This is a genomic window from Collinsella sp. CLA-ER-H7, assembly GCF_040092345.1.
In the GTDB taxonomy this organism is placed as follows: domain Bacteria; phylum Actinomycetota; class Coriobacteriia; order Coriobacteriales; family Coriobacteriaceae; genus Collinsella.
Genome location: NZ_JBBNLT010000017.1, coordinates 1 through 22,718, shown reverse-complemented (window position 1 = coordinate 22,718; position 22,718 = coordinate 1). Strand labels below are relative to the sequence as shown.

The following is a 22,718-nucleotide window of genomic DNA, read 5'->3' as shown; positions in this document are numbered from 1 at the left end:
ATGAGGATTTTTAGCCCCAAACGATACGTTGCCTCGGTCGATCGCATCGACCTTAATACCCTGTGGGCCGACGGCAAGCGCGCCATTCTGCTCGATCGCGATAACACCTTGGTGCCGCGCGACACCGAGCAGGTTCCCGCCGCGGTTTCCGCTTGGCTCGACGCCGCCCGCGCCAAAGGCTTTAAGCTGTGCATGGTGTCCAACAACTGGCATCGCGACCAGGTCATGAGCTCTGCACGCGAGCTGGGACTCGAGGCCATCAGCCACGCCATGAAGCCGGCGCCGTTTGCCCTCAAGGCGGGCCTTAAGCGCCTCGGCGCCACAGCCGGCGAGGCTGTGCTGATCGGTGATCAGCTCTACACGGACGTGTGGAGCGGCAACTTCGCCGGCGTCGATACTATTCTGGTCAAGCCGCAGGCGACGCAGGACCTGTGGTATACGCAGATCTTCCGTATCTTTGAGCGCCGGGCCCTGCGCGACCTTCCCTGCGAGGAATAGGTCTCGTCATGTCCCAGCACACCAAACACGGCTGCGACCATATCTTCTTTATCGGCTTTTTGGGCGCGGGCAAATCGACGCTCGCGCGCAACGTCGGCACCATGTTCAAGCGGCGTTTTATCGATACCGACCGTCTGGTCGTGCGCCGTTGCGGCAAGTCGGTAACCGAGATTTTTGAGACCGAGGGTGAGGATCGTTTTCGCGAGCTCGAGACCTCGGCGCTCCGTTCGCTCCAAAGCGAGCGCAGCCTGTTGGTTTCGTGCGGGGGCGGTATCGTCGAAACGCCGGTGAATATTGAACTGATGCACGAAATGGGTACGTGCGTGTACCTCGAGGGCGACTTCGAGGATTCGATTCGCCAGATTCGTCGGTCCGACACGCGCCCCGATTTCCGTTCGCCCGAGCATGCTGCGCGCCTGTTTGAGCATCGCCGTCCGCTGTATCGCCAGGCCGCCGACCTTACCCTTGATATTCGCAACAAGTCCTTCGAGGACGTTTCCTACCTTTGTGCCGAGATGCTTTTGGAGCGTGGGCTGCTATGATTCGCCGTCAACTGATCAATTTCCAAAACCGCAGTGTCGATGTCCGCGTCGGATTGGGCGCGTTCGATGAGCTGTCGCGCATGTTTTCCTCGGCTGTGGGCAAGCCTAAGCGCGCGATGGTGGTTTGGAGCGACGCTACATCCGAGCGCTTTGGTGAGGTCGTCGAGCATGCGCTGGTCGACGCCGGTTTTGCCGTGTCGCAGCTTTTGCTTGAGGTTTCTCCTGATGGCGCGACGCTGGTCGACGCCGATACCGTCTTTGGCGCCCTGTCGGCTAACGGCATTACCTGCGACGATCTCGTTGTCGCTGTCGGCGACACGGCGACCTGCTCGGTCGTTTGTTGGTGTGCCAATCAGTGGTGCGGTCGCACCGAGTGCGCCTTACTGCCGACGACCTTCGACGCCATGCTCACGGTCGCGACGACCATGAAGCCGCTCGTCGCCTCGTCGGCCAATGCGCTTCCCGCTATCGCGTGCCGTCCCGAACCGGGCTTGGTCGTGTGCGACCTCGACCTTGTTCGCGAGGCGGACCCCGAGGACCTCAAGCTCGGCTTTGTGGTACTTGTTGGCACCATGCTTTCGAGCAGTAAGTCCCGCTGGAATCAGTTTACTGAGACCGTCCCCGAGATTCTCGCGGGCGAGGAGGTCGCGCTCGTCAATGCCGTTCAATGGTCTCAGACTGCCCGCAAGGACGTACTGATGGCCACGAACCCGAGCGCCCGCCATGCGCTCGATTTTGGTAAGACGGGGGAGCGTACCTTGCGCGCTTGCTTGGGCGATGCCGCTTCGCAGGTCCCTGCCTACCAGCTGTTGTCCGAGGGCATGCGCTTTGAGGCTCGCCTAGCACATGATGCCTGCGACTTCGATATCGATTACGTCTTTGAGGTCGATGACTGCCTGGAGGACTTTGGTATCGAGGAACTTGCCTTCGATCTGGAGCCTGCCGCATATATCGAGGAGTTCCGAAAGCAGCAGTTCGCTCGCTCGAACCGCAGCATGTTGCCGCTGCCCGCGGCACTTGGCGCCATTCGTCTAACGAGCGTTGAGGACGAGGTTCTTGAGCGCCATGTTCACGCCTACTTGGCTTCTCGCAAAGAACTTCTCTAAGATTTATTGACATCCATCGTCTTTCGTATCATGTTGAGGGGCGGGTTTTCAATCGGTTGCGGATCGCATGCGATTCCGTCGTTCGGTTGAGATCCGTCCCGTCTTTATAGAGACAATAAGAAAGGAATCTGCATGTCTGAGTTTGCTGCCGGTCCTGCCGGTCGTATCGAACGTGTCCGTGCCCTGATGGTCGAGCGCGGCTACGACGCTATCGTGGTACGCGACGAGGCCAATCTTCGTTGGCTCACGGGCGTGAAGGGCGTCTTCGATTACACCTTCGAGTTCCCGCACGCGGCGTTTATTACGGCTGACCAGTGCCTGTTCCATACCGACTCGCGCTACCTCAACAGCTTTGAGGAGAACACGCCCGCCGGCAGCCTCTGGGTCTACGACATGGACGAGGGCACCATCCCCGGTTGGGTCGCCGGCAAGATCGCAGCCAACAAGTGCCGCGTCTGCGCTGTCGAGGACGACATGCAGATCAACTTCTACCAGGGTATTCAGCGTGGTCTGGAGGACCGTTCCGTCGCCTGCATGTTGCCGCTGATGCATGACGACATCCGTAAGATGCGCGCCATCAAGGACGCCGAGGAGATCGAGCTCATGCGGCATGCGCAGTCGATCACTGACGCCGCCTTCCAGCATATGCTCGGCTTTATTAAGCCCGGTATGACCGAGAAGCAGGTTCGCAACGAGCTCGAGAACTTTATGTTCGCCAACGGCGCCGACAGCCTGGCCTTCGGCTCCATTGTGGCGAGCGGCCCCAACACCGCCAACCCGCATGCCGTGCCGAGCGACCGCGTGATTGAGAAGGGCGACTTTGTCCTCATGGATTACGGTGCGGGCTACTGCGATTATCGTTCCGATATGACGCGCACCGTCGTGATGGGCGAGCCCACGCAGGAGCAGCTCGACCTGTACGCGCTCGTGCGCCGTACGCACGAGGAGTGCGTCGCCGCCATCCATCCGGGCGTCGAGGGCAACGACATTTTCAAGCTTTCCAAGAAGATTATCGGCGATGCCGGGTATGGCGATTACTATAACCATGGTCTGGGCCACGGCGTGGGCATCGACATCCACGAGCTGCCCAACTTTAACCGCAGCAAGAACACCATCGAGATCGGCTCGGTTATCACCATGGAGCCCGGCGTGTATCTGCCCGGTGTGGGCGGCGTGCGTCTGGAGGACTACGGCGTGGTCACCGAGAACGGCTACGAGCCCTTCACCAAGACCCCGCACGACCTGCACGTCATCGATTGCTAGCCCATTTCGATAGATTTTTGGGGCGGGGCGTCCGGATCAATTCGGGCGCCCCGCGTTCTCTTTTTATGCGCTCGCTGCAGGCGCCGTCTGCAAGTGTATAATTTCGGTCGTATGTAATTTGGACGCTTGTGCGTTCTGCCCATAACAAGAAAGGTCGCTATGCCTACCATTTCTACCGCCGACTTCAAGAACGGCCTCGGTCTCCGCATTAAGGACAAGGTCTACACCATCGTCGAGTTCCAGCATGTCAAGCCGGGCAAGGGTGGCGCGTTTGTGCGCTACAAGACCCGCGACATCAAGAGCGGCCGCGTCGTCGAGAACACCTGCAACGCCGGCACCAAGTTCGAGAGCGTCATGCTCACCACCCGTGAGTTCCAGTACCTCTACAACGATGGCGCCGACTACATCTTCATGGACAACGAGACCTATGAGCAGGTTCCCGTTCCCGAGGACATGGTGGGCGAGAACTCCAAGTGGCTGCGCGAGAACGACATTTGCCAGCTGCTCTTCGCCGACGATGAGCTCATGGGCGTGACCCCGCCGATGTTCATCGAGACCACCATCGTCCAGACCGACCCGGGCTTTAAGGGCGACACCGTCCAGGGTTCCACCAAGCCGGCCACGATCGACACCGGCGCTGTCATCCAGGTCCCCATGTACCTCAACGAGGGCGAGGTCATCAAGGTTGACACCCGCGACGGCAAGTTCGTCTCCCGCGTCTAGCAACCAACTCTTCTAGGAGGACTCATGCCCCAGGAAATCAAGATTGACGGCATCGGCATTTCACCCGATGTTCTGACCGCCATCGTCTCGCGCGCCGTGTCGGATGTCGAGGGCATCGCCTCCGTTGGCGTCAAGGACCTTGCCACCAACCTTGTCTCCATGATGCTCTCGTCCAAGGCCCCGGCTTCTGAGCCGGCGGTCGAGGCCGAGGTCGTCGGCGACAAGCTCGCACTCACCGTGCGCGTCGTGGTGTTCTTTGGCTATCCGTTCAAGAAACTCGCCGAGGCCGTTCGCGCCGCCGTGGTCGCCGCCATCGATGCCCAGGTGGGCGTTGAGATTGAGCGTGTTGACGTTTGCATCGACGGCCTCGTTTTCCCCAAGGAGTAACCTTTGAGCCTTAAGGTTTATCGCGGGCGTACGCTTGCCCGCAGTCAGGCGCTGCAGCTGCTGTTCCAGGCCGAGGCCACGGACAGTCCGCTCGAGCGCGTCCTCGAGGGCGATTTCCTGATCTCGAAGGGTCCCCTCGACCCCTATGCGCTGGAGCTTTGCCGCGGTGCCTACGAGCATATCGACCGCATCGACTGCGCTCTGCGCTCCGTTGCCAAGAACTGGGATCTTATGCGCATGCCCGGCGCCGACCGCAATCTGCTGCGTATCGCCGTTTACGAGATGCGTTTCCTCACCGACGAGGAGGTCTCGGACGCCATCGTAATAAACGAGGCCGTCGAGCTTGCCAAGGCTTATGGCACCGACCAGTCCGCGTCGTTCGTCAACGGCGTGCTGGGCAAGATCGCTCGCAGCGAGGAGCTGCCGGGCGAGGACCTGTACCAGGAGCTGCTGGCCGAAGATCGCGCTCGCGAGGAGGCGCAGGCTGCCGAGGCTGCCGCCAAGGTTGCGGTTGCCCAAGCTGAGGCTGGCGTGCTGGCCGAGGATGCGGACGCCGCCGAGGCTGACATCGACTCCGTCGAGGAGTAGCCATGCCAGAGGGTTCTGTCCGTAACTTTGATGAGATCTCGGACCGTCTGGATCAGATTATCGCTACCGTTCGCTCCAAGGATACCTCCTTGGAGCGTTCGCTCGATTTGTTTGACGAAGCGATTGAGCTGGGCTCCCGTGCGGTCGATATGGTCGACAAGTTTGAGTTGACGCCGCGTGAGGCCGACAAGCTCGAGCAGGAATACGATGAGGATGCGGCAAACGAATCCCAAGATAGCTAGGCCGCATCTCCGGATACGAATGGTTGATGGCATTCATGAAACGCGTGCGTCTTGATGACGAACTGATTTCACAGGGCATCTGCGCCGATCGCGCGGATGCCCTTCGCACTCTTATGGCCGGCTTGGTCTCGAGTGGCGGTGAGCGCTTAACTTCGCCGGGCCTTAAGGTGACCCCGGGCCTGCCGCTGCACGTGAAGGGGCGCATTCCCTATGTTGGCCGCGGCGGTCTTAAGCTCGAAGGCGCGCTTGATGCGTTTGGCATCAATCCGACGGGCCTTGCCTGTCTGGATGTGGGCTGCTCTACCGGCGGCTTTACCGATTGCCTGCTCAAGCGCGGAGCTGCGACCGTTGTCTCGGTGGACGTGGGTCGCGCCCAGTTCGATTGGTCGTTGCGTCAGGACGATCGCGTGACGCTGCATGAGCGCACAAACGTGACACAGCTGCCTGAGCTTGGCTATGCCGGCACCATCGACTTGGCTGTGTGTGATGTCTCGTTTACCAGCATCGCGAACATTATCGATGCGGTGCTGGCGTGCCTGGAGCCCACGGGTGCATTCTGCACGCTCGTAAAGCCGCAGTTTGAGGCTCCGGCGGCGCTGGTGGGCGAGGGCGGCATTGTGACCGATCCCGCCGTGCGCCGCGATACACTCGTGGCGGCGGTTGAACTCTTTGCTGCCAAGGGCCTGTTCCCGGTCGATGTGTGCGTGTCGCCCATTCATGGTGCCAAGGGCAACGTTGAGTTTTTCCTGTACGGCACGAGATTTGACCCCGGCGATCGCTCGCAAGACGAGCTGCAATCCCAGGTATCGGTTATGAGCGAGAAAGCTGCAACGCTATGAAGGTCTTTCTGGTTCCCAATTACTACAAGCAAGAGGCGGTCGAGAGCGGCCTGATGCTCGAGCTTTGGCTGACTCGCCAGGGCTATGAGGTCGCATGGGCTGCCGACCAGCGATCCAAGATTCAGAGCACGCCTGATATTGACGGCTCCGATCTGGTCATTACGCTCGGCGGCGACGGCACGTTGCTGCGCGCTGCCCGCATCCTCAACCATCGTGAGATTCCTATCCTCGGTCTTTCCTATGGTCACCTGGGTTTTTTAACTGCTGCGAGTCCCGAGGAGCGCGACATTCTGCAGGTCGTGAGCGACGCCCTGTCCGGCGAGCTGCATGTGAGCCGTCGCGCTACCATCGCCGCGGATATCGTGTCCGTGCGCGAAGATGGTACGAAGGATGTCGTGCGCACCTTCGCCCTCAACGACATGGCGCTTACGCGCGGCCCCCTGTCCGATATGGTCGAGTTTGACATCACGGTGTCCGGTCACCATATCGACCGCCTACGCGGTGACGGTGTCGTCGTTTCGACGGCGACTGGTTCTACGGGTTACGCGCTCAGCGCCGGTGGCCCCATCGTGAGCCCTGACTATACGGGCATGGTCTGCGTACCCATTGCGCCGCACACCATTCAAGCTCGCGCTTTCTTGACTTCGCCGAGCGATGTCGTCGAAATCTTTATGTCTGATGACCGTCCGAGCGTTCCGGCGATCGCTATCGATGGACAGTTTATTACCTGCGACGGCACGGTCGAGAGCGTGGCCGTGCGCCGAGGCCCCGGCGATGTGCTGCTGCTCGACTACGGCCCCGAGAGTTTTTACAACTCGGTGAGCCGCGTATTCTACGGAGTCCGCCATGATCGATGAGCTGCAGGTTTCTAACATTGCACTCATTCGCGAGGCGACGCTGGTGCCGAGTGCCGGCCTGACTGTCCTGACTGGCGAGACCGGCGCCGGCAAGACCGCGCTGCTCTCGGCCCTCAAACTTATTTTGGGCGAGCGCGCGGATTCGTCGACGGTGCGCGAGGGCGAGGCGCTCGCGAGCGTCGAGGCACGACTCTTCGACGGGCCGCACGACACGGAAGGGTTCACCGTACAGCGCAGCCTTTCTGCCGAGGGCCGCAGCCGCGTGAAGATTGACGGGCGCATCGCCAGTGTGCGCGAGCTTTCGGAGCGCGTTGGCGTGATGATGGATTTGTGCGGCCAGCACGAGCACCAACGCTTGCTCGATCCGGCACATCACGTTGCGATGGTCGATGCGTGGGCGGGGCGCTCTGCGCTCGAGGCACTCGAGCACTACCGTGCTTGCTTTAAGGCTTCGCGCGCTGCCGCTAAGGAGGTTCGACGTGTCGAAGAGACCTCGCGTGCGCAGGGGAGCCGCGTCGAGGAAGCACGCTTTGCGCTCGAGCGCATCGGCGAGGTCGACCCCAAACCGGGCGAGTATGAGGAACTCGAGGAACTGCTGCCGCGCTCCGAACATGCCGAGGTACTGGTTGCCACGGCTAACGATGCCCATGCATCGCTTGCCTCTGAAGGGGGAGCGCTCGATGCCGTGAACAGCGCCGTGGCAGAGCTTTCCCGAATGGCTACCGTCGATCGCAAACTCGGCGACATTGCCGATGCACTTTCGGATGCCTGTATCTCCCTTGAGGATTGCGCGAACGAACTTCGTGCCTATCGCGATGGCGTCGCCTTCGATCCGCGCGAGCTCGCTCGCATGCGTGAGCGGTATTCCGACCTCAAGGGCCTGCTGCGTCAGTGGGGTCCTACCATGGACGATGTTTTTGCCATGCGCGATCGCTCGCAAGAGCTGCTGTCCCTGGTCGATGATGGCGATGAGCAGATCAAAAAGGCGCGTGAGGCACTCGGGAGCGCTGAGCGCGAGTTGTTTACCGCTGCCAAGGCACTTAAGCGCGCTCGCAATACGGCGGCCCCGCGCTTCTGCCACGAGGTTGGCCGCCAGATGGCTCGCCTGGAAATGGGCGGCGCCGAGCTCGTCTGGGAGTCGCGCGATCTTCCCCGTGCTGAGTGGACGCCCGTTGGTCCTTCGAGCTACGAGCTGCTATACCGTAGCGGTGCTGGTTTGACGCCGCGTCCCCTGCGTCGAATTGCGTCGGGCGGCGAGCTCAGCCGCGTCATGTTGGCAAGCAAAGTTGTCCTCGGTAATGCGGACGGTGTCGATACGCTTGTGTTTGACGAGGTCGATGCTGGTGTCGGTGGCTCCACGGCGCGTGCACTCGCGGGCGTGCTGGCAGATCTCGCCGCTACGCATCAGGTGATTGTCGTAACCCACTTGGCGCAGGTCGCCGTCATGGCCGACAAGCATTATGTCGTCAACAAGGAACCGGGCGATGTTCCCCAGACGCATTTGGACGAGGTAACCGGCGAAGCGCGTATCGCCGAGATCGCCCGCATGTTGAGCGGCGATCAGTCCGAGGCAAGCTTGGTCCACGCAAAGCAGATGCTCGAAGAAGCTCGAGGTTAGGTCGTATCAGCGGTGTTGGTGGGACAAAATAGACTGAAATTTTTGTCCCACTACGCGTTTTACTCCACAACCTTATCCGGCTGGATGAGCTCCTCGTAGTAGCTGATATGCTCACGCGCGTCTTCAATCTCGGGCAGCAGGAAGTTGTAGATGACTTCGATGATCATCGTGGCGCTGATCTTGGAGAACGCAAAGTCGCCCGTCGTCAGCAGCGCTTCGTGGTTGACGGTATTAAAAGTGTAGTCTGCCAGGCGCGCGAGCGGGGATTTGCTGTCACTGCTGATGACGACTACGGTTGCGCCGCAGTTGCGAGCCGCTTTTGCCATGCGATTCAGTCGGCGCGATTTACCGGAGTTTGAGATTAGCACGATGACGTCACCCGGGCGTAACGTGAGCGCAAAGCCGATTGATGTCTCGCTAATGGTGCTCGCCATGCAGCGCAGGCCCAGCTGCGAAAACTTAAACGTCGCATCGAGCGCGACCGCGTTCGTATTGCCCACGGCTGCAAACTCAATAACCCCTGCATGCTTAAAGGCATGCACAACAGCCGCCAGCGTATCGTGGTCGATTCCGTCGATGGTCGCATTAAGCTCGCTTACCTTGGCAGCCAGGATGTTCTTGAGGCTCTGCTCCATATTGTCGAGCGAGACCTCGTCGGTCAGGCCCTCGTTGCGCTGGCTTTCCAAATCCCTCGCCAACGAAAACTGAAAGCTGCGGAAGCTACCAAAGCCCAGCTTGCGGCAGAAGCGCGAAACGGTCGCTTCGGACGTGGCAGCGGCGCGCGAGAGCTGAGCCGCCGTGAGGCGTGGCGCCTCGGACTGGTGCTCCAATATATAGTCGACAATGCGCTGCTCGGACTCGCTGTATCCCTGGTGGGTACTAATGAGGGAAAGTGCGCTTTTGCTACTATCGGTCATGGATGGCTCCTGGTTGGCATGAAAATCTAACTTGATTTGCAATGCCATAGTATACGGGCATTTTCAATTACAAGATACACCTTGCCGTTTCAAGTGTTGATGGTAAACTTTCACTTGCCGTTTACGGTTATGAAAGAACCTTTCACCGGAGAATTGCGCCTTGTCTCTTCTCACACGGACGGTAGGTTGGTATCTTTCAAGTGTGGAAAAACGCGCATCGAAGCGCGTGTAGGGGAGCGCCCGCGGGCGCTGTACTCAAGAAGGAGGGACACATGGCTAAGTTTGACATCATCGCCGCGACCGGTTGCCCGACCGGCATTGCGCACACCTTCATGGCGAAGGAGGCGCTGGAGAAGGCAGCTGCCGAGCGCGGTCTGACCATTAAGGTCGAGACTCATGGCCAGGTCGGTGTCGAGAACGAGCTCACCAAGAGTGAGATCGCTGGTGCCAAGGCCGTCGTCGTCGCAGCCGACAAGGATGTCCAGGCTGAGCGTTTCGCCGGCAAGCCCATGGTTTCCGTTGGTGTTTCCAAGGCCCTGTCCGTTGAGGCCGCCGGTAAGCTGATTGACCGCGCGCTCGCCGCCAAGGGTGACGACACGGTTGCGGCTGCTGCCGATGTCGAGGACGAGGTCGAGGAGAAGGAGTCCATCGGCCACATCATCTACAAGCACCTCATGAACGGCGTCAGCCACATGCTGGTCTTCGTCGTTGCCGGTGGTGTTCTGACCGCCGTCTCGTTCCTGTGGGGCATTACGTCCTTCGATTCGACGGCGTCTGACTACAACAGCTTTGCTGCGATGCTCAAGATCATCGGCGGCATCGCCATGAACCTCATGGTTCCGGTGCTTTCCGCCTACATCGCCGAATCCATCGGCAAGCGCCCGGCGCTCGTCCCCGGCTTTGTTGCCGGTATGATCGCCATCCAGGGCCTGCCTGTTAACGCCGAGACCGGCATGATCGACGCCGGCGGCGCCGGCGTGGGCTTCGGCTTCCTGGGCGGCATCGTCGGCGGCTTCCTCGCCGGTTATGTCATCCTGCTGCTCGAGAAGGTCTTTGCCGGTCTGCCCAAGAACCTGGACGGCCTCAAGGCTATCTTCCTGTACCCGCTGTTCTCGACGGCCATCGTCGGCCTGGTCATGCTCGGCATTTCCGGGCCCATGGCTGCCATCAACACCGCCATGATGGACTTCCTCAAGGGCCTGTCCGCCTCTGGCGCCGTTGTCCTGGGTCTTGCCATTGGCTGCATGTGCGCCTTTGACATGGGCGGCCCGGTCAACAAGGCTGCTTACGTCACTGGTACCGCTATGCTCACCGAGGCTCTGGCCGCCGGTGTTGGCACCGACACTTACAACTTCGGCACCAACTTCATGGCTGCCGTCTCCGCCGCTTGCATCGTTCCGCCGCTGATCACCACCTTCGCCGTCGTTGTCGGCAAGAAGTACTTCAGCCAGGAGGACCATGACGCCGGTGTCGTCAACCTCATCCTTGGTTGCACCCACATCACCGAGGGCGCCATTCCGTTCATGACCAAGAACATCTGGCCCGTCATGCCCATCATGATGCTCGGTTCCTCTATCGCTTCGATCCTGACCATTATGTTCAACGTTCACGATCCGGCGCCTCACGGTGGCTTCCTGGTCCTGCCCGTTGTCGAGAACGGTCCGCTGTGGGTCCTCGCGATCCTCATCGGCGCTGTGGTCGGTGGCATCCTGTTCGTAGCCTTCAAGAAGTACGACTTCGAGAAGAACCAGAAGGCCGCTCCTGCAGCCAAGCCGGTTGAGGCCCCCAAGGCCGCTGCCGTAGAGACCCCCAAGGCCGAGGCTGCCGACTTCGTGAAGGTCGAGAATGTCTTTGTCGCCGAGGACTTCGCTTCTCGTGACGAGGCTCTGAGCTTCGTTTCCAACCAGGCCGTCAAGGCCGGTATCGCCAGCGACGCCGACGCCGTGATGAACGCCTTCCTGGCCCGCGAGGCCGAGGGCACCACGGGCATGATGGAGGGCTTCGCTATCCCGCATGCCAAGTCCGATGCCATTACCGAGGCTGCCGTCATCGTCGTCAAGGACGAGTGCGGCGTGACCGGTTGGGACACCATGGACGGCGCTCCCGTCAACGTGGCTATTGCCCTGCTCATCCCCGGCGCCCAGGCCGGAACCACGCACCTCAAGATCCTGTCCAAGGTCGCCGAGGCGCTCATGGACGAGGACTTCCGTGCCACCGTCAAGGGTTCCACCGACGCCGCCGAGATCGCCAAGACGATCAACTCCCGCTTGGTCTAATTCCACGGTACGCGAATAACATCGCCCCCTGTATATAAGGCGGAGCCCCTCTCCAGGGCCTCCGCCTTTTTTCTATCCCTCCCATAAGTTGCGGTGAAATAGGGACTGTTTAAACGATTCAACCCCAAATTCAGTCCCTATTTCACCGCAACTTATAAAAGGGCATAGAGGGAGCTGCCCATCGAGTCTTTGTCGCGAACAGTTCATCAGCCAGAATGATATTATTTAGGACCGACTGGGTTTCCGCAGCTTGCTCGCCCACAGGGGCCCGCGCGCGGCCTGTGAGATTTATCGCGAGTTCCGCACGAGCCGAAGAGCACTTAATGTGCTCTTCGTGCGAGCAGGACTGTAGAGCAGGAAATCTCACAGGCCGCGCGCGGGCCCCTGTGGGCGAGCAAGCGGAAGACAAACACATCTGTCCAATAATTCGTCTGAAACATAATGAAAAACCGTTTGATGTGAGTTAATATAAACAACGTCGTGAATCTGACTCCTGCCACATGCATGACAGGGGTTAAACACAAAAAAGGAGTCAACTATGGTTTCTGAGAAGGCTACCCTCGTTAATCCTCAGGGTCTGCACATGCGTCCGGCTGGTCTGTTCGCCTCCACCATGGGCAAGTACGCCTGTGACGTGACGGTCGTCACCCCCGAGAAGGAGGTCAACGGCAAGTCCCCGATGGCCCTCATGGCTGCTGGTATCCCCTGCGGCACCGAGGTCGAGGTCAAGTGCGACGGCGCTGACGAGGCCGAGGCTCTGGCTGCTGCCATCGAGCTCATCAAGAGCGGTCTTGGCGAGTAGAACTCAAACGGGTCGCATGTTGAACAACTAAGTTCATATTTGGGGGCGCAGTGACCTGTTGTAAGGTAGCTGCGCTCTTTTGTCATGGATATGGCAAAACGCTTTATCACATGACACGGAGAGAGGAATGGGAATGTATCAGGGAGTCAACGCTTCCGAGGGCATCGGTATCGGCACCGTCATGGTTGCCGTCGATCCCGACTTGACGTTTGAGCCGCACGAGGTTGCTGATTCGGCAGCAGAGAAGGAGCGCTATCAGTCCGCTCTTTCGGTCTTCTGCGAGAAGACCCAGGCTCAGGCCGACCACATGAAGGAGACGGTGGGCGAGGCCGAGGCCGAGATCATGAGCGGACACATTGTCCTGGCTCAGGACCCGGGCATGACCGACGCCATCAACGCCGCCATTGACGGCGGTACCTGCGCCGAGCAGGCGCTCATGGACACCTCGACCATGTTCGAGAACATGTTCCTGTCCATGGACGACGAGATGTTCCGTCTGCGCGCGGCCGACATCGCCGACATCCGCACCGGTATTCTGGCCGAGCTGCTGGGCAAGGAGGTCGTCGACCTCTCCGTCCTGCCCGAGAACACTGTCGTTGTCGTGCACGACCTCACGCCGTCCATGACCGCCACGATCGATAAGGCCCACGTTGCCGGTATCGTCACCGAGACCGGTGGCCGCACGTCGCATTCCGCGATCATTGCGCGCGCCCTTGAGATCCCTGCTGTCCTTTCGGTTTCCAATAGCTGCACTGCGCTGCGCAACGGTATGACCGTTGTCGTCGACGGTGGCAAGGGTATCGTTGAGGCCGATCCCGACGAGGAGACGCTCGCTGCCTACACCGCCAAGGCCGAGGCCTTCGCTGCCGAGAAGGCAGCCCTCGAGGCCTTCCGTGGCAAGCCGTCCGTGACTGCCGATGGCATCAAGAAGATCATCGCCTGCAACATCGGTAACCCCGATGACGTGCCCAACGCGCTCGATCACGACGCCGAGGCCATCGGTCTGTTCCGCTCCGAGTTCCTGTTCATGGACTCCGCTGAGCTTCCTTCCGAGGAGGAGCAGTTCAACGCCTACCGTAAGGTCGCCAGCGCGCTCAAGGGTGCTCCGGTCATCATCCGCACGCTCGATGTGGGTGGCGACAAGGAGATTCCGTATCTGCACATGGTCAAGGAAGACAACCCCTTCATGGGCTTCCGCGCCGTGCGTTACTGCCTGGCCAATCCCGACCAGTACAAGGTCCAGCTCCGCGCTCTGCTGCGCGCTAGCGCCTTCGGTGACGTCAAGATCATGATCCCGCTCGTCACCTGCGTCGAGGAGGTCTTGGCTGTCAAGGAGCTCGTCGAGCAGTGCAAGGCCGAGCTGTCCGAAGAGGGTCGAAAGTTCAACGAGAACATCGAGGTCGGCATTATGGTCGAGACGCCCGCCGCTTCGCTGCTCGCAGACCGTCTGGCCGAGGTCGCCGACTTCTTCTCCATCGGCACCAACGACCTGATCGGCTACACCATGTGCGCCGACCGTGGCAACGACACCATCTCCAACCTGTACCAGGTGTACTATCCCGCCGTGCTCCGCTCGCTTAAGAACATCATCGAGAGCGGTGTGAAGGCCGGCATCATGGTCGGTATGTGCGGCGAGGCCGCTGCCGATCCGCTGCTCGAGCCGCTGCTGATCAGCTGGGGCCTGGAGGAGTTCTCGATGAGCGCTCCGTCCATCCTGCGCGCCCGCAAGACCATCAGCCAGTGGACCAAGGCCGAGTGCGACGAGCTCGCCGAGAAGGCGCTCGCCTGCAACACCGCCGCCGAGGTCAAGGCACTGCTCGAGTCCGCAGCTCGCTAATTTGGTATCAGAGGTAACCGCGTGGTTGGAATGGGCCGGCCACGCGGCCCTCACATATACAGGGGGTACTGTAAATGTTCTACACGCTAACCGCTAACCCGGCTGTCGACATGACGGTTTCGAGCTCTCCGCTCGAGCCCGACGAGAACGTCCGCACCGGCTCGGCCAGCTACACGGCTAACGGCAAGGGCCTCGACGTGTCCTTCGCCTTTAAGAAGATGGGCGTCGACACCGTCGCGCTCGGCTTCTTCGCTGGCTTCACGGGCAAGTTCATCGTCGAGGAGGTCATGAACCTGGGTTGCCTCTGCCGCCCGGTCTGGACCGACGGTATCACGCGCATTAACACCTACGTCAACGATGGCCAGCACGAGTACGGCATCCTGAACCCGGGTGCTCCGATCACGCCGCAGCACCAGGAGGAGCTCTACAACATCCTGGACACCGCGGGCGATCTCGAGTGCCTGATCGTTTCCGGCTCCGTGCCTCCCAAAGCTACGCCTGACTTCCTGGCTCAGGTCATGGAGCACGCTCAGGCCCGTGGCGCCGACGTCGTCCTGGACCTGTCCTCCGATAAGCTCAAGGAGCTCGCTCACAAGAAGCCGCTGCTCATCAAGCCGAACCATCACGAGATGAAGGCCATCTTCGGCGTGCCGGTTGACACCGACGACGAGGTCCGCGTTGCCATGAAGATGGCTCACGACGCCGGCGTTCAGAACGTGCTGCTCACCCGTGGTAGCCGCGGCGACGCTTACTTCTCCAACGGCGAGGACATCTGGTACGCCAAGCGTGAGTTCAACATCAAGCTGGTCTCTTCCGTCTGCGCCGGCGACTGCACCCTCGCTGCGTTCCTGCACAAGTGGTACAGGGATCGCGAAAACGTCGAGGAGGCCATGAAGCTCGCTATGGCCACCGGCGCCAACGTTGCCGAGTCCGTCGGCATCGGCGACTTCGGTCACGTCGACGAGTACAGCAAGCGCGTTGCTGTCCGCAAGCTCGATCGTCAGTAATCGAAACGCGACATATTCGTGCGCATGCGGCGCCCCGGTTTCGGCTGGGGCGCCTTTTTGTTCCGCCACAGGGGAGAGGTGTCCCGCCGTACTTCATCGCTTCCACACCGTTCACCGAGTTGTCCTAGCCTTTTACCGATGCGTGGAATATACTTTCATTAACACGCTGCTTCGTGAAAGGAACATTCATGATTTACACGCTCACTGCAAATCCCGCCATTGACTACAACATCGCCTGCGACGGCCTTGCTGCCAACACCGTCACGCGTACTCGCAACGCCGTCTATACGCCCAACGGCAAGGGCCTTAACGTCTCGTTTACGCTTGACCACTACGGTGTCGACACCACGATCCTTGGCTTCTTCGCTGGCTTCTCGGGCGAGTTCATCGTCAAGGGCGCCGAGGCCCTGGGCGTGCCCGTCAAGCCCGTGTGGACCGACGGCATCACGCGCGTCAACGTGTTCCTCAACGCCGGCCCCGACACCGAGTACAACATGGTCAACGCCGGTGCCGCCATCAACGAGGCCAACGAGCAGGAGATGTTTGAGCTCATCGATTCGCTCGATGACATGACCTGCTTGGTCATCAGTGGCTCGCTGCCTCCCAACACTTCCGAGGGCTTCCTGGCCGAGGTCCTGCGCCGCGTAAAGGCCAAGGGGGCCGAGTTCGTCCTCGATATCTCGAGCCATCAGCTGGCAGACCTCATTGCCATGGAGCCGCTGCTGATCAAGCCCAATGACGATGAGCTGCTCGATATCTTTGGCATTAAGGTGAGCGGTGGCGACGATGAGTCCGTCAAGGGCGCGATGGCCGAGCTGCACGCCAAGGGCGCCAAGAATGTGCTGCTGACTCTTGGCGGCGCCGGTGCGTACTTCTCCAACGGCGAGCACATCTGGTTTGCCAACCGCACCTTCGACGTCAAGCTGCTGTCGACGGTGTGCGCCGGCGATTCCTCGCTCGCTGCCTTCCTGTCCGTGTGGCACGACGCCCCCGAGCGCGTCGAGGACGCCCTGCGCCTTTCGATGGCTACCGGCGCCAACGTGGTCGAGTGCCCCGGTCTGGGCGATTTTGCCAAGGTGGACGAATATAAGAAGCACATCGAGGTTCGCCAGGTCTGCTAGCCGCATCGATACATCGTTGCCGAACACCCGCTTTGGATTACCGAGGCGGGTGTTTTTTTGCGCGCTGAACGTATGTGGCGTCTGCTGTCTCGTTTTATCGAATCGACGAAGCAATTGCGTGTGCGCGCTTTCTCGTTTCTTGCTAGACTTCTTGAGAACCATCGATTAACGCTCACAAGTGCAGGAGGCCATAGACATGTGCAATGTTTCGCTCAACGGTACGCAACCGTCCGATGCCTCCCTGCGCGTCCTGCTCGCGCTTGAGGCGGCTGGTCTTGAGGCTTGGTACGTAGGCGGTTGGGTGCGCGACGCCCTGATGGGGCGCCCCAACCACGATGTTGATATGTGCTGTAGCGGCCTGTGGCAGGAGTCCAAAGCGGCGCTCGAGGCCGCTGATATCGCGGTCGTGGAGTCGGGCATTAAATTTGGCGGAATCACGGCTATTTCCGATGGCGAGCGTATCGAGGTCACTACGTACCGCCTGGATGGCTTTTACACCGATGGGCGCCATCCTCAGAGTGTCGAGCGTGCCGCCTCGCTCGAGGACGATCTGGCCCGCCGCGACTTTACCGTCAACGCCATGGCCTGGCATCCCGAGCGCGGGCTTGTCGACCGCTACGACGGCCAGGGTGACTTGGAGCGCAAGCTGATTCGCGCTGTCGGTGATCCCAAGCGTCGCTTTAACGAGGACGCCCTGCGCATGCTGCGTGCGGTGCGCTTTGCCTGCCGTCTGGACTTTATGATTGAGCCCGAGACTAAGCGTGCGCTTGCCGAGTGCGCGCCGCTGCTCGATGCCGTGGCGCGCGAGCGTGTGGGTATTGAGCTCGAGGGCATTCTTTCGACCGGTCATGGGGGAGACGCGATGCTTCGCTATCCCGAGCTCATCTGTGCCGCTGTGCCCGAGTTGGCAGCGGGTCGCGGGTTTGATCAGCGAAGTGTCTACCATGCGTTTAACGTCTACGAGCATATCGCCCGTGTGCTGACGGTGGCAGGGGAGCTGGCGCTGTGCGACGGCGTCGCGCCATCGTCGAGCCTTATGTGGGCGGCGTTTTTGCACGATGTCTCCAAGCCCGAGTGCTTTACGGTCGATCACGCCGGCAGCGGACACTTCTACGGTCATCCCGAGCTCGGTGCCAAGAAAGCGCGCATCATTATGGATCGCCTGGCTCTCTCGCACGACCTGGTGCGCGACGTGTGCCTGCTCATCAAATATCACGATAAGCCGCTGCGCCCCGAGCGCTCCTGCCTGCTCAATATGATGCGCGCGCTTTCGGGTGAGGGCGTCGACACGCCGCGTCTGATGGACGAGCTCATGGACCTCAAGCGTGCCGACACACTTGGCAAGGCCCCGTCGTGCTTCTATTACGTCGAGACGATTGAGGAGATGCGCGCGATGGCGCACGTGCTGCTGAGGGCGGGGGAGCCCTATACGCTCAAGATGCTCGCCATCAACGGCGGCGACCTGATTCGTGCTGGAGTCAAGCCCGGGCCGGAACTGGGGCAGCTTCTCAACTCCGCCCTCGACGCCGTGATCGAAGACAACATTTCCAACGAGCGCGAAGCTCTTTTGGTCCATCTCAACTTGAATTAGCTACCCAGTTTACCTGCGTGTTCCATAACCTGCCGACAATTTTTCGGCAATTTGGAATTTCTTCTTGCGCTGACGTTTTTTGTCCCGTAATATATTTCCTCGCAGCACGGCAGTGCAGATGTCATGTGGCCCGTTCGTCTAGCGGTTTAGGACGCCGCCCTCTCAAGGCGGAGATCACCAGTTCGAATCTGGTACGGGCTACCACTTCTTTTCTGCTGAGGCTTATGGCCCGTTCGTCTAGCGGTTTAGGACGCCGCCCTCTCAAGGCGGAGATCACCAGTTCGAATCTGGTACGGGCTACCACGCATCTGATACCCGGCCTTCCCATGGAAGGTCGGGTTTTTTATTTTCAAACAACCGTCTGCAATTCCCGTTTGAACCAGAGCTTTGCGTTCTGCCTATGGCCCTTACGGGTACAATATCCAAGATATTTTGACTGTTAGAAGGAGTCTTATGACGGAGTCCTCTCAGCATACGTCTAAGCCCCAGGTCGAGGTTGAGGCCTCGGGCGGAGATGACAATAAGAGCGCACGCCGCGGCGCCATCTTTATCGGCGTCGTGCTGGTGGGTTATATCGTCTATCTGGTGGTAACCGGGCAGATGGGGCAGTTCTGGGCCGCAATGTCGAGCGTCCAGGCGCCATGGCTCGTTGTCGCGTGTCTTTGCATGTTCATGTATCTGTTCTTTGGCATTGTGGCCTATGCGATCGCCGTCTGGCTCGACCCATATTCACCCGTCGGCATCCGCGACCTGATTTCGGTCGAGGCGAGCGGCATCTTCTTTGGCAACCTCACACCTATGATGATGGGCTCGACTCCCGCCCAGATCTACCGCCTGACCAAGGCGGGCCAAAATGTCGGCGAGGCTGGCGCCACGCAGTTCACGCGCTTTATCGTGTATCAGTTTGGCCTCGTTGCCTGGGGCGCTATCCTACTGCTTGCTCGCATGCCGTTTTTTGCCGAGCGCTATGGCGACATGACGCTGCTGTGTGTCTTTAGCTTTGGTGGGCACTGCTGCATCTTGCTGGGCATCTTCGCCGTCGCGCTCATGCCTAAGACCGTCACGCGCGTCGCCCATTGCATCATCAATTGGCTCGAGCGCATTGGTGTCTCGGCCACTAAGATCGAGGGTTGGCGCACGTTTGTCGATGGCGAGATCTACTCCTTCTCTGAGAAGTTCAAGCTTTCGGCTGGCCACTTTTCGTCCATGCTGCTCACGGTGGTCATCACCATGCTGCAGCTCGCGTTTTTCTACCTCGTGCCGTATTTCCTGATGCTTGCCTTTGGCCACCATGAGGTCGACTTTTTCTCGGTCATGGCCGCGAGCGCCTTTGTCCAGCTGTTGAGCTCTGCGGTCCCCCTGCCCGGTGGAACTGGTGGCGCTGAGGGCGGCTTTGCATTGTTCTTGGGTCATTTCTTTGGGTCGGCTTCGACCGCTGGCTATCTGCTGTGGCGCCTCATTACGTTTATTGCGCCGACCATTTTGGCTGCGCCCCTGCTGGGCCTTAAGAGCGCCCACAACGAGAGCATCCATGCGCGCTGGGATCGCGTGATGCGCAAGCTCGGCCGCACGCCTCAGACGCCCTCTGCGCCCACTAAGCCTCACCCCGCGAATGCTGTTACTGTTGATCCCAAGAAGCAGGCTCAGAAGGCTTCTGGGACCGCTAAGCCGGCTCATAAAGCCTATGTGCGCCAGACAGGCGATGGTATTCGCGTATCTCCGTCGGTACTCAATAAGAAGAAGCACCCTAAGTCGCAGTAGGACAGTCGTGCGTTCTTCATGATGCGGGGCATATTTGTGCTGTATGGGGGATAATCCTCTTACGTAGATTATCTCTCATCTGTTGATGAATGCTCGCATATCGAAGGGACACGCCCATGGCAACCAGCAAACCGCGTCTTGATCGTCGCATCGTTCGCAGCCGTAATGCCATCCTTTCCGCTTTCGAGCGCCTGCTCATGGAAAAGCCGCTGGCAGACATTACGGTGAGTGCCATCGCGCGCGAGGCCAATGTCGACCGCAAAACCTTTTACGTTCACTTTGGTACGGTTGACGGCCTGCTCGATGCCATTGCCGTCGATGTGGTGGAGATGATTGTCGACTCGGTCGAGAAAACGCTTGCTTCCATGGACGGCGACACCAACGAGCGCGCTCTGGGCGCGGCGGCGACCTTCTTTAAAACCGTTAACGAGGCACTGTGTAACAACTTGGTGCTCAATCGTCAGCTGATCGAGAACATTCCGCTCGATGATTTTATGGCTCGTCTTCGTTCGCCGCTCGAACACGAGATTGCCGAGCGCGATCTGCTGCCCCAAGGTCTCAAGGACGAGATGTTCGACTACTATCTGGCGTTTTTGCTGTCGGGTATTATCGGTATCTATCGCACGTGGGCATTGTCTGATGGCTCGGTTCCTATCGAGCGCGTCTCGGAGGTTGCCAATGACCTCACACTCAACGGCCTGTCGAGCCTGGAATCTCGCTTCGAATAGCATCGATAATTCAACAACTTAAAGAAGTTGCGGTGGAATAGGGATTGTTTTGGTTATTGGAAGGCCGATCTAGTCCCTATTTCACCGCAACTTAGTAAAACTGTTTTGACGGTAAGGCGGAGCAGCCTCGAAGATGTGTCTCGAGACTGCTCCGCTTCATTTCTGAGCGTTTGTCGTGTAGGGCAGCATTAATCGCCGTTTTTGAGTGTGCGGCCCTGTTTTTCGAACTTGTGCATGTCGCTATCGGCCATACCTTGTGACTTATCCTCGTGACGCTTGGCATATAGCGGATCGTCGGAGTCGTTCCAGATGCGGTCGGCGACAGGTGACCATGCCTCGGCGGCAGCCTGGGTCTTTTCGCGCAGCTGCTCGGGTGACTCCTTCTCGATAAGATCGGTGCTCATTGCGCCACTCTCGGCGACCATTTTGGGCAGCACGTCGGGATTCTCGAGCATGGGGCATGGTTTGAGGTAGTTGTCGTTGAACGGCATGTTCTCGTAGTACTTCATAAAGAGGGGAGAGCGCAGCGCGTCGAGTAAGCTCACATCGTGGATGTTGGCGTTTGAGTAGTGGATGAACACGCACGGCTCCACGTCTCCGGCGGCGTTGATGTGCAGGTAGCGGCGGCCGCCGGCGATACATCCGCCTACAAACTCGCCGTCGTTTTGGAAGTCGAGCGTAAACAGCGGCTTCTTCTCACGCATTTCGCGGATAAAGTGATACATGTGCTCGCGCTGCTCGGGCGTGGGCATGAGCTCGGGGGTTGCATTGCGGCCAACCGGCATAAAGTGGAAGTACCAGCAGAAGAGTGCTCCCTCGCCGATCATCCAGTCCATGTTCTCCTCGGTAGCAACCGTATCGGCATTGGCGCTGGTCCAACAGGTGGAGATACCAAACGGCAAGTCGCGCTCGCGCAGGAGTTTCATGGCGTGCTCGATCTTTGCGTAGGTACCCTCGCCGCGACGGGCGTCGGTTGTGTGCTCATTGCCCTCGGCGCTGATGGCAGGGACAAAATTACCTACGCGAATCATGTCGTCGCAGAAGGCCTCGTCGATCAGCGTGGAGTTGGTAAAGCAGAGAAACACGCAGTCCTGATGTTTTTCGCAAATTCTGATCAGGTCGTGCTTGCGGACGAGCGGCTCGCCGCCGGTATAGATGTAGATATGCGTACCGAGCTCTTTGCCCTGCGTAACGATAGAGTCGATGTCTTCGAACGAGAGATTCTGCTTGTAGCCGTACTCGGCGGCCCAGCAGCCCGTGCAATGCAGGTTGCAGGCGCTCGTGGGATCGAGCAGGATGGCCCACGGAACGTTGCACTGGTACTTTTCGCGGTTCTTTTCCTGCTCTGGCCAAGCAAGCAGGTTGGCGTCGACAATGAGGGTCTTAAGCAGTTTGGTTCGCATCTGGGGATTAAGGCTGAACACACGCATGATCAGGTCATACCAATTGCCGCGGCTCTTGATGACATTGGTGAATGCCTCTCGCTGTACAGGAAATACGCGATTGGGGACCAGCTTGTTCACGAGGTCCATGATTTTGTCGATGTTTTCTTGCGGGTTGTCGTCGAGATAATCGATGAGCTTGTTAAGCGCTGCACGCTCTGCTGACTGTGTAAGCGACATGGGTATATCCTTTCACGTGTGCTTAATGTGTGATAATACCCACTTGTAGATTAAACGAAGTTTAAAGATTTGTAATGTGTCTATTCAACGAATCAATTTAATTTGGGGTGAAGCGTTATACGCCGACACCTTCTAAGTTGCGGTGAAATAGTGTCAGATGGGGATGCGGACGATTTCTTGGACCGCGCCTAGGCGTATCCATTGGAGTGGGAAGGATAAACTGGACTTTCTTTTAAGGATCCTCAAGTGTATTGCCGCTCGTATTTCACTGGAGACATGTAGCCCAGGGTGGAATGCATGCGCACCCTATTGTAATAGAGCTCTATGTACTTGAAGATGTCCTGCTTGGCCTCGTCCCTCGTCCCATAGCTCCTCTCTTTCACCAATTCCCTT

The 22,718-nt window shown here is 59.3% G+C and carries 22 protein-coding genes and 2 tRNA genes; 21 read left to right on the top strand and 3 right to left on the bottom strand.

The annotated features are described in order from the left end of the window. From AAAX75_RS09290 to AAAX75_RS09240, 11 genes are all read left to right on the top strand, one after another. Positions 1-498 carry a YqeG family HAD IIIA-type phosphatase gene (locus AAAX75_RS09290; RefSeq protein ID WP_152068057.1) on the top strand — a complete coding sequence of 166 codons (498 nt, stop codon included), beginning with the start codon at positions 1-3 and terminating at the stop codon, positions 496-498. Between the two features lie 8 nt (positions 499-506). Then, complete coding sequence (locus tag AAAX75_RS09285; protein ID WP_006233986.1) at positions 507-1,040, top strand: shikimate kinase; 534 nt, start codon at positions 507-509, stop codon at positions 1,038-1,040. Then, positions 1,037-2,146, top strand: a complete 1,110-nt coding sequence (locus AAAX75_RS09280; RefSeq protein ID WP_349091964.1) for a hypothetical protein — start codon at positions 1,037-1,039, stop codon at positions 2,144-2,146. Before AAAX75_RS09285 ends, AAAX75_RS09280 begins: the two co-directional genes overlap by 4 nt. 132 nt (positions 2,147-2,278) lie before the next feature. Beyond that, a complete protein-coding gene (locus tag AAAX75_RS09275; RefSeq protein ID WP_349091962.1) occupies positions 2,279-3,409 on the top strand; it encodes a Xaa-Pro peptidase family protein in 1,131 nt (376 codons plus the stop codon). A 159-nt stretch (positions 3,410-3,568) separates the two neighbouring features. Then, positions 3,569-4,132 (top strand): elongation factor P, encoded by a 564-nt coding sequence (gene efp / locus AAAX75_RS09270; RefSeq protein ID WP_117806186.1) that lies wholly within the window; start codon positions 3,569-3,571, stop codon positions 4,130-4,132. 24 nt (positions 4,133-4,156) lie between these two features. Next, positions 4,157-4,519 carry an Asp23/Gls24 family envelope stress response protein gene (locus AAAX75_RS09265; protein ID WP_349091960.1) on the top strand — a complete coding sequence of 121 codons (363 nt, stop codon included), beginning with the start codon at positions 4,157-4,159 and terminating at the stop codon, positions 4,517-4,519. A 3-nt stretch (positions 4,520-4,522) separates the two neighbouring features. Continuing rightward, positions 4,523-5,107 (top strand): transcription antitermination factor NusB, encoded by a 585-nt coding sequence (gene nusB / locus AAAX75_RS09260; protein ID WP_349091959.1) that lies wholly within the window; start codon positions 4,523-4,525, stop codon positions 5,105-5,107. A gap of 2 nt (positions 5,108-5,109) precedes the next feature. After that, positions 5,110-5,349, top strand: a complete 240-nt coding sequence (locus tag AAAX75_RS09255; protein WP_006233978.1) for an exodeoxyribonuclease VII small subunit — start codon at positions 5,110-5,112, stop codon at positions 5,347-5,349. A gap of 35 nt (positions 5,350-5,384) precedes the next feature. Beyond that, complete coding sequence (locus tag AAAX75_RS09250; protein WP_349091976.1) at positions 5,385-6,188, top strand: TlyA family RNA methyltransferase; 804 nt, start codon at positions 5,385-5,387, stop codon at positions 6,186-6,188. After that, on the top strand, positions 6,185-7,045 hold the full coding sequence (locus AAAX75_RS09245; protein WP_035138200.1) for an NAD(+)/NADH kinase: 861 nt from the start codon (positions 6,185-6,187) through the stop codon (positions 7,043-7,045). The genes AAAX75_RS09250 and AAAX75_RS09245 overlap by 4 nt, the downstream gene beginning before the upstream one ends. Further along, entirely contained in the window at positions 7,035-8,663 is a 1,629-nt protein-coding gene (locus AAAX75_RS09240) for a DNA repair protein RecN (RefSeq protein WP_349091957.1), read from the top strand. Before AAAX75_RS09245 ends, AAAX75_RS09240 begins: the two co-directional genes overlap by 11 nt. A gap of 59 nt (positions 8,664-8,722) precedes the next feature. On the opposite strand, the gene AAAX75_RS09235 is transcribed toward AAAX75_RS09240, so the two are convergent. Continuing rightward, a complete protein-coding gene (locus tag AAAX75_RS09235; RefSeq protein WP_260698965.1) occupies positions 8,723-9,580 on the bottom strand; it encodes a MurR/RpiR family transcriptional regulator in 858 nt (285 codons plus the stop codon). A gap of 272 nt (positions 9,581-9,852) precedes the next feature. Between AAAX75_RS09235 and AAAX75_RS09230 the strand changes: the two genes are divergently transcribed. From AAAX75_RS09230 to AAAX75_RS09185, 10 genes are all read left to right on the top strand, one after another. Beyond that, positions 9,853-11,856 (top strand): fructose-specific PTS transporter subunit EIIC, encoded by a 2,004-nt coding sequence (locus tag AAAX75_RS09230; RefSeq protein WP_349091956.1) that lies wholly within the window; start codon positions 9,853-9,855, stop codon positions 11,854-11,856. Between the two features lie 538 nt (positions 11,857-12,394). Next, positions 12,395-12,658 carry an HPr family phosphocarrier protein gene (locus tag AAAX75_RS09225; protein ID WP_022094575.1) on the top strand — a complete coding sequence of 88 codons (264 nt, stop codon included), beginning with the start codon at positions 12,395-12,397 and terminating at the stop codon, positions 12,656-12,658. 133 nt (positions 12,659-12,791) lie between these two features. Continuing rightward, positions 12,792-14,495, top strand: a complete 1,704-nt coding sequence (gene ptsP, locus AAAX75_RS09220) for a phosphoenolpyruvate--protein phosphotransferase (RefSeq protein WP_349091955.1) — start codon at positions 12,792-12,794, stop codon at positions 14,493-14,495. 74 nt (positions 14,496-14,569) lie between these two features. Beyond that, entirely contained in the window at positions 14,570-15,502 is a 933-nt protein-coding gene (locus AAAX75_RS09215; protein ID WP_349091954.1) for a 1-phosphofructokinase family hexose kinase, read from the top strand. Between the two features lie 188 nt (positions 15,503-15,690). Then, the gene (locus AAAX75_RS09210) at positions 15,691-16,623 is read left to right on the top strand and encodes a 1-phosphofructokinase (protein ID WP_022094572.1); all 933 of its coding nucleotides are present in this window, start codon (positions 15,691-15,693) and stop codon (positions 16,621-16,623) included. A gap of 196 nt (positions 16,624-16,819) precedes the next feature. Next, on the top strand, positions 16,820-18,214 hold the full coding sequence (locus AAAX75_RS09205) for an HD domain-containing protein (protein ID WP_349091953.1): 1,395 nt from the start codon (positions 16,820-16,822) through the stop codon (positions 18,212-18,214). 127 nt (positions 18,215-18,341) lie between these two features. Further along, positions 18,342-18,418, top strand: a tRNA-Glu gene (locus AAAX75_RS09200). 22 nt (positions 18,419-18,440) lie between these two features. Beyond that, a tRNA-Glu gene (locus tag AAAX75_RS09195) sits at positions 18,441-18,517 on the top strand. 150 nt (positions 18,518-18,667) lie between these two features. Further along, positions 18,668-19,975 carry a lysylphosphatidylglycerol synthase transmembrane domain-containing protein gene (locus tag AAAX75_RS09190; protein WP_349091952.1) on the top strand — a complete coding sequence of 436 codons (1,308 nt, stop codon included), beginning with the start codon at positions 18,668-18,670 and terminating at the stop codon, positions 19,973-19,975. 116 nt (positions 19,976-20,091) lie between these two features. Continuing rightward, entirely contained in the window at positions 20,092-20,703 is a 612-nt protein-coding gene (locus AAAX75_RS09185) for a TetR/AcrR family transcriptional regulator (RefSeq protein ID WP_349091951.1), read from the top strand. A gap of 188 nt (positions 20,704-20,891) precedes the next feature. On the opposite strand, the gene AAAX75_RS09180 is transcribed toward AAAX75_RS09185, so the two are convergent. Both AAAX75_RS09180 and AAAX75_RS09175 read right to left on the bottom strand, forming a co-directional pair. Next, positions 20,892-22,325, bottom strand: a complete 1,434-nt coding sequence (locus AAAX75_RS09180; RefSeq protein ID WP_349091950.1) for a radical SAM protein — start codon at positions 22,323-22,325, stop codon at positions 20,892-20,894. Between the two features lie 242 nt (positions 22,326-22,567). Next, a partial coding sequence (locus AAAX75_RS09175; protein WP_349091975.1) for an IS3 family transposase occupies positions 22,568-22,718 on the bottom strand: 151 nt, incomplete at its 5' end.

Bases quoted from the DNA above. Each gene is read 5' to 3' on its own strand.
- AAAX75_RS09290 (WP_152068057.1), top strand. From the start codon at position 1: ATGAGGATTTTTAGCCCCAAACGATACGTTGCCTCGGTCGATCGCATC.
- AAAX75_RS09285 (WP_006233986.1), top strand. From the start codon at position 507: ATGTCCCAGCACACCAAACACGGCTGCGACCATATCTTCTTTATCGGC.
- AAAX75_RS09280 (WP_349091964.1), top strand. From the start codon at position 1,037: ATGATTCGCCGTCAACTGATCAATTTCCAAAACCGCAGTGTCGATGTC.
- AAAX75_RS09275 (WP_349091962.1), top strand. From the start codon at position 2,279: ATGTCTGAGTTTGCTGCCGGTCCTGCCGGTCGTATCGAACGTGTCCGT.
- efp (WP_117806186.1), top strand. From the start codon at position 3,569: ATGCCTACCATTTCTACCGCCGACTTCAAGAACGGCCTCGGTCTCCGC.
- AAAX75_RS09265 (WP_349091960.1), top strand. From the start codon at position 4,157: ATGCCCCAGGAAATCAAGATTGACGGCATCGGCATTTCACCCGATGTT.
- AAAX75_RS09255 (WP_006233978.1), top strand. From the start codon at position 5,110: ATGCCAGAGGGTTCTGTCCGTAACTTTGATGAGATCTCGGACCGTCTG.
- AAAX75_RS09250 (WP_349091976.1), top strand. From the start codon at position 5,385: ATGAAACGCGTGCGTCTTGATGACGAACTGATTTCACAGGGCATCTGC.
- AAAX75_RS09245 (WP_035138200.1), top strand. From the start codon at position 6,185: ATGAAGGTCTTTCTGGTTCCCAATTACTACAAGCAAGAGGCGGTCGAG.
- AAAX75_RS09240 (WP_349091957.1), top strand. From the start codon at position 7,035: ATGATCGATGAGCTGCAGGTTTCTAACATTGCACTCATTCGCGAGGCG.
- AAAX75_RS09235 (WP_260698965.1), bottom strand. From the start codon at position 9,580: ATGACCGATAGTAGCAAAAGCGCACTTTCCCTCATTAGTACCCACCAG.
- AAAX75_RS09230 (WP_349091956.1), top strand. From the start codon at position 9,853: ATGGCTAAGTTTGACATCATCGCCGCGACCGGTTGCCCGACCGGCATT.
- AAAX75_RS09225 (WP_022094575.1), top strand. From the start codon at position 12,395: ATGGTTTCTGAGAAGGCTACCCTCGTTAATCCTCAGGGTCTGCACATG.
- ptsP (WP_349091955.1), top strand. From the start codon at position 12,792: ATGTATCAGGGAGTCAACGCTTCCGAGGGCATCGGTATCGGCACCGTC.
- AAAX75_RS09215 (WP_349091954.1), top strand. From the start codon at position 14,570: ATGTTCTACACGCTAACCGCTAACCCGGCTGTCGACATGACGGTTTCG.
- AAAX75_RS09210 (WP_022094572.1), top strand. From the start codon at position 15,691: ATGATTTACACGCTCACTGCAAATCCCGCCATTGACTACAACATCGCC.
- AAAX75_RS09205 (WP_349091953.1), top strand. From the start codon at position 16,820: ATGTGCAATGTTTCGCTCAACGGTACGCAACCGTCCGATGCCTCCCTG.
- AAAX75_RS09190 (WP_349091952.1), top strand. From the start codon at position 18,668: ATGACGGAGTCCTCTCAGCATACGTCTAAGCCCCAGGTCGAGGTTGAG.
- AAAX75_RS09185 (WP_349091951.1), top strand. From the start codon at position 20,092: ATGGCAACCAGCAAACCGCGTCTTGATCGTCGCATCGTTCGCAGCCGT.
- AAAX75_RS09180 (WP_349091950.1), bottom strand. From the start codon at position 22,325: ATGTCGCTTACACAGTCAGCAGAGCGTGCAGCGCTTAACAAGCTCATC.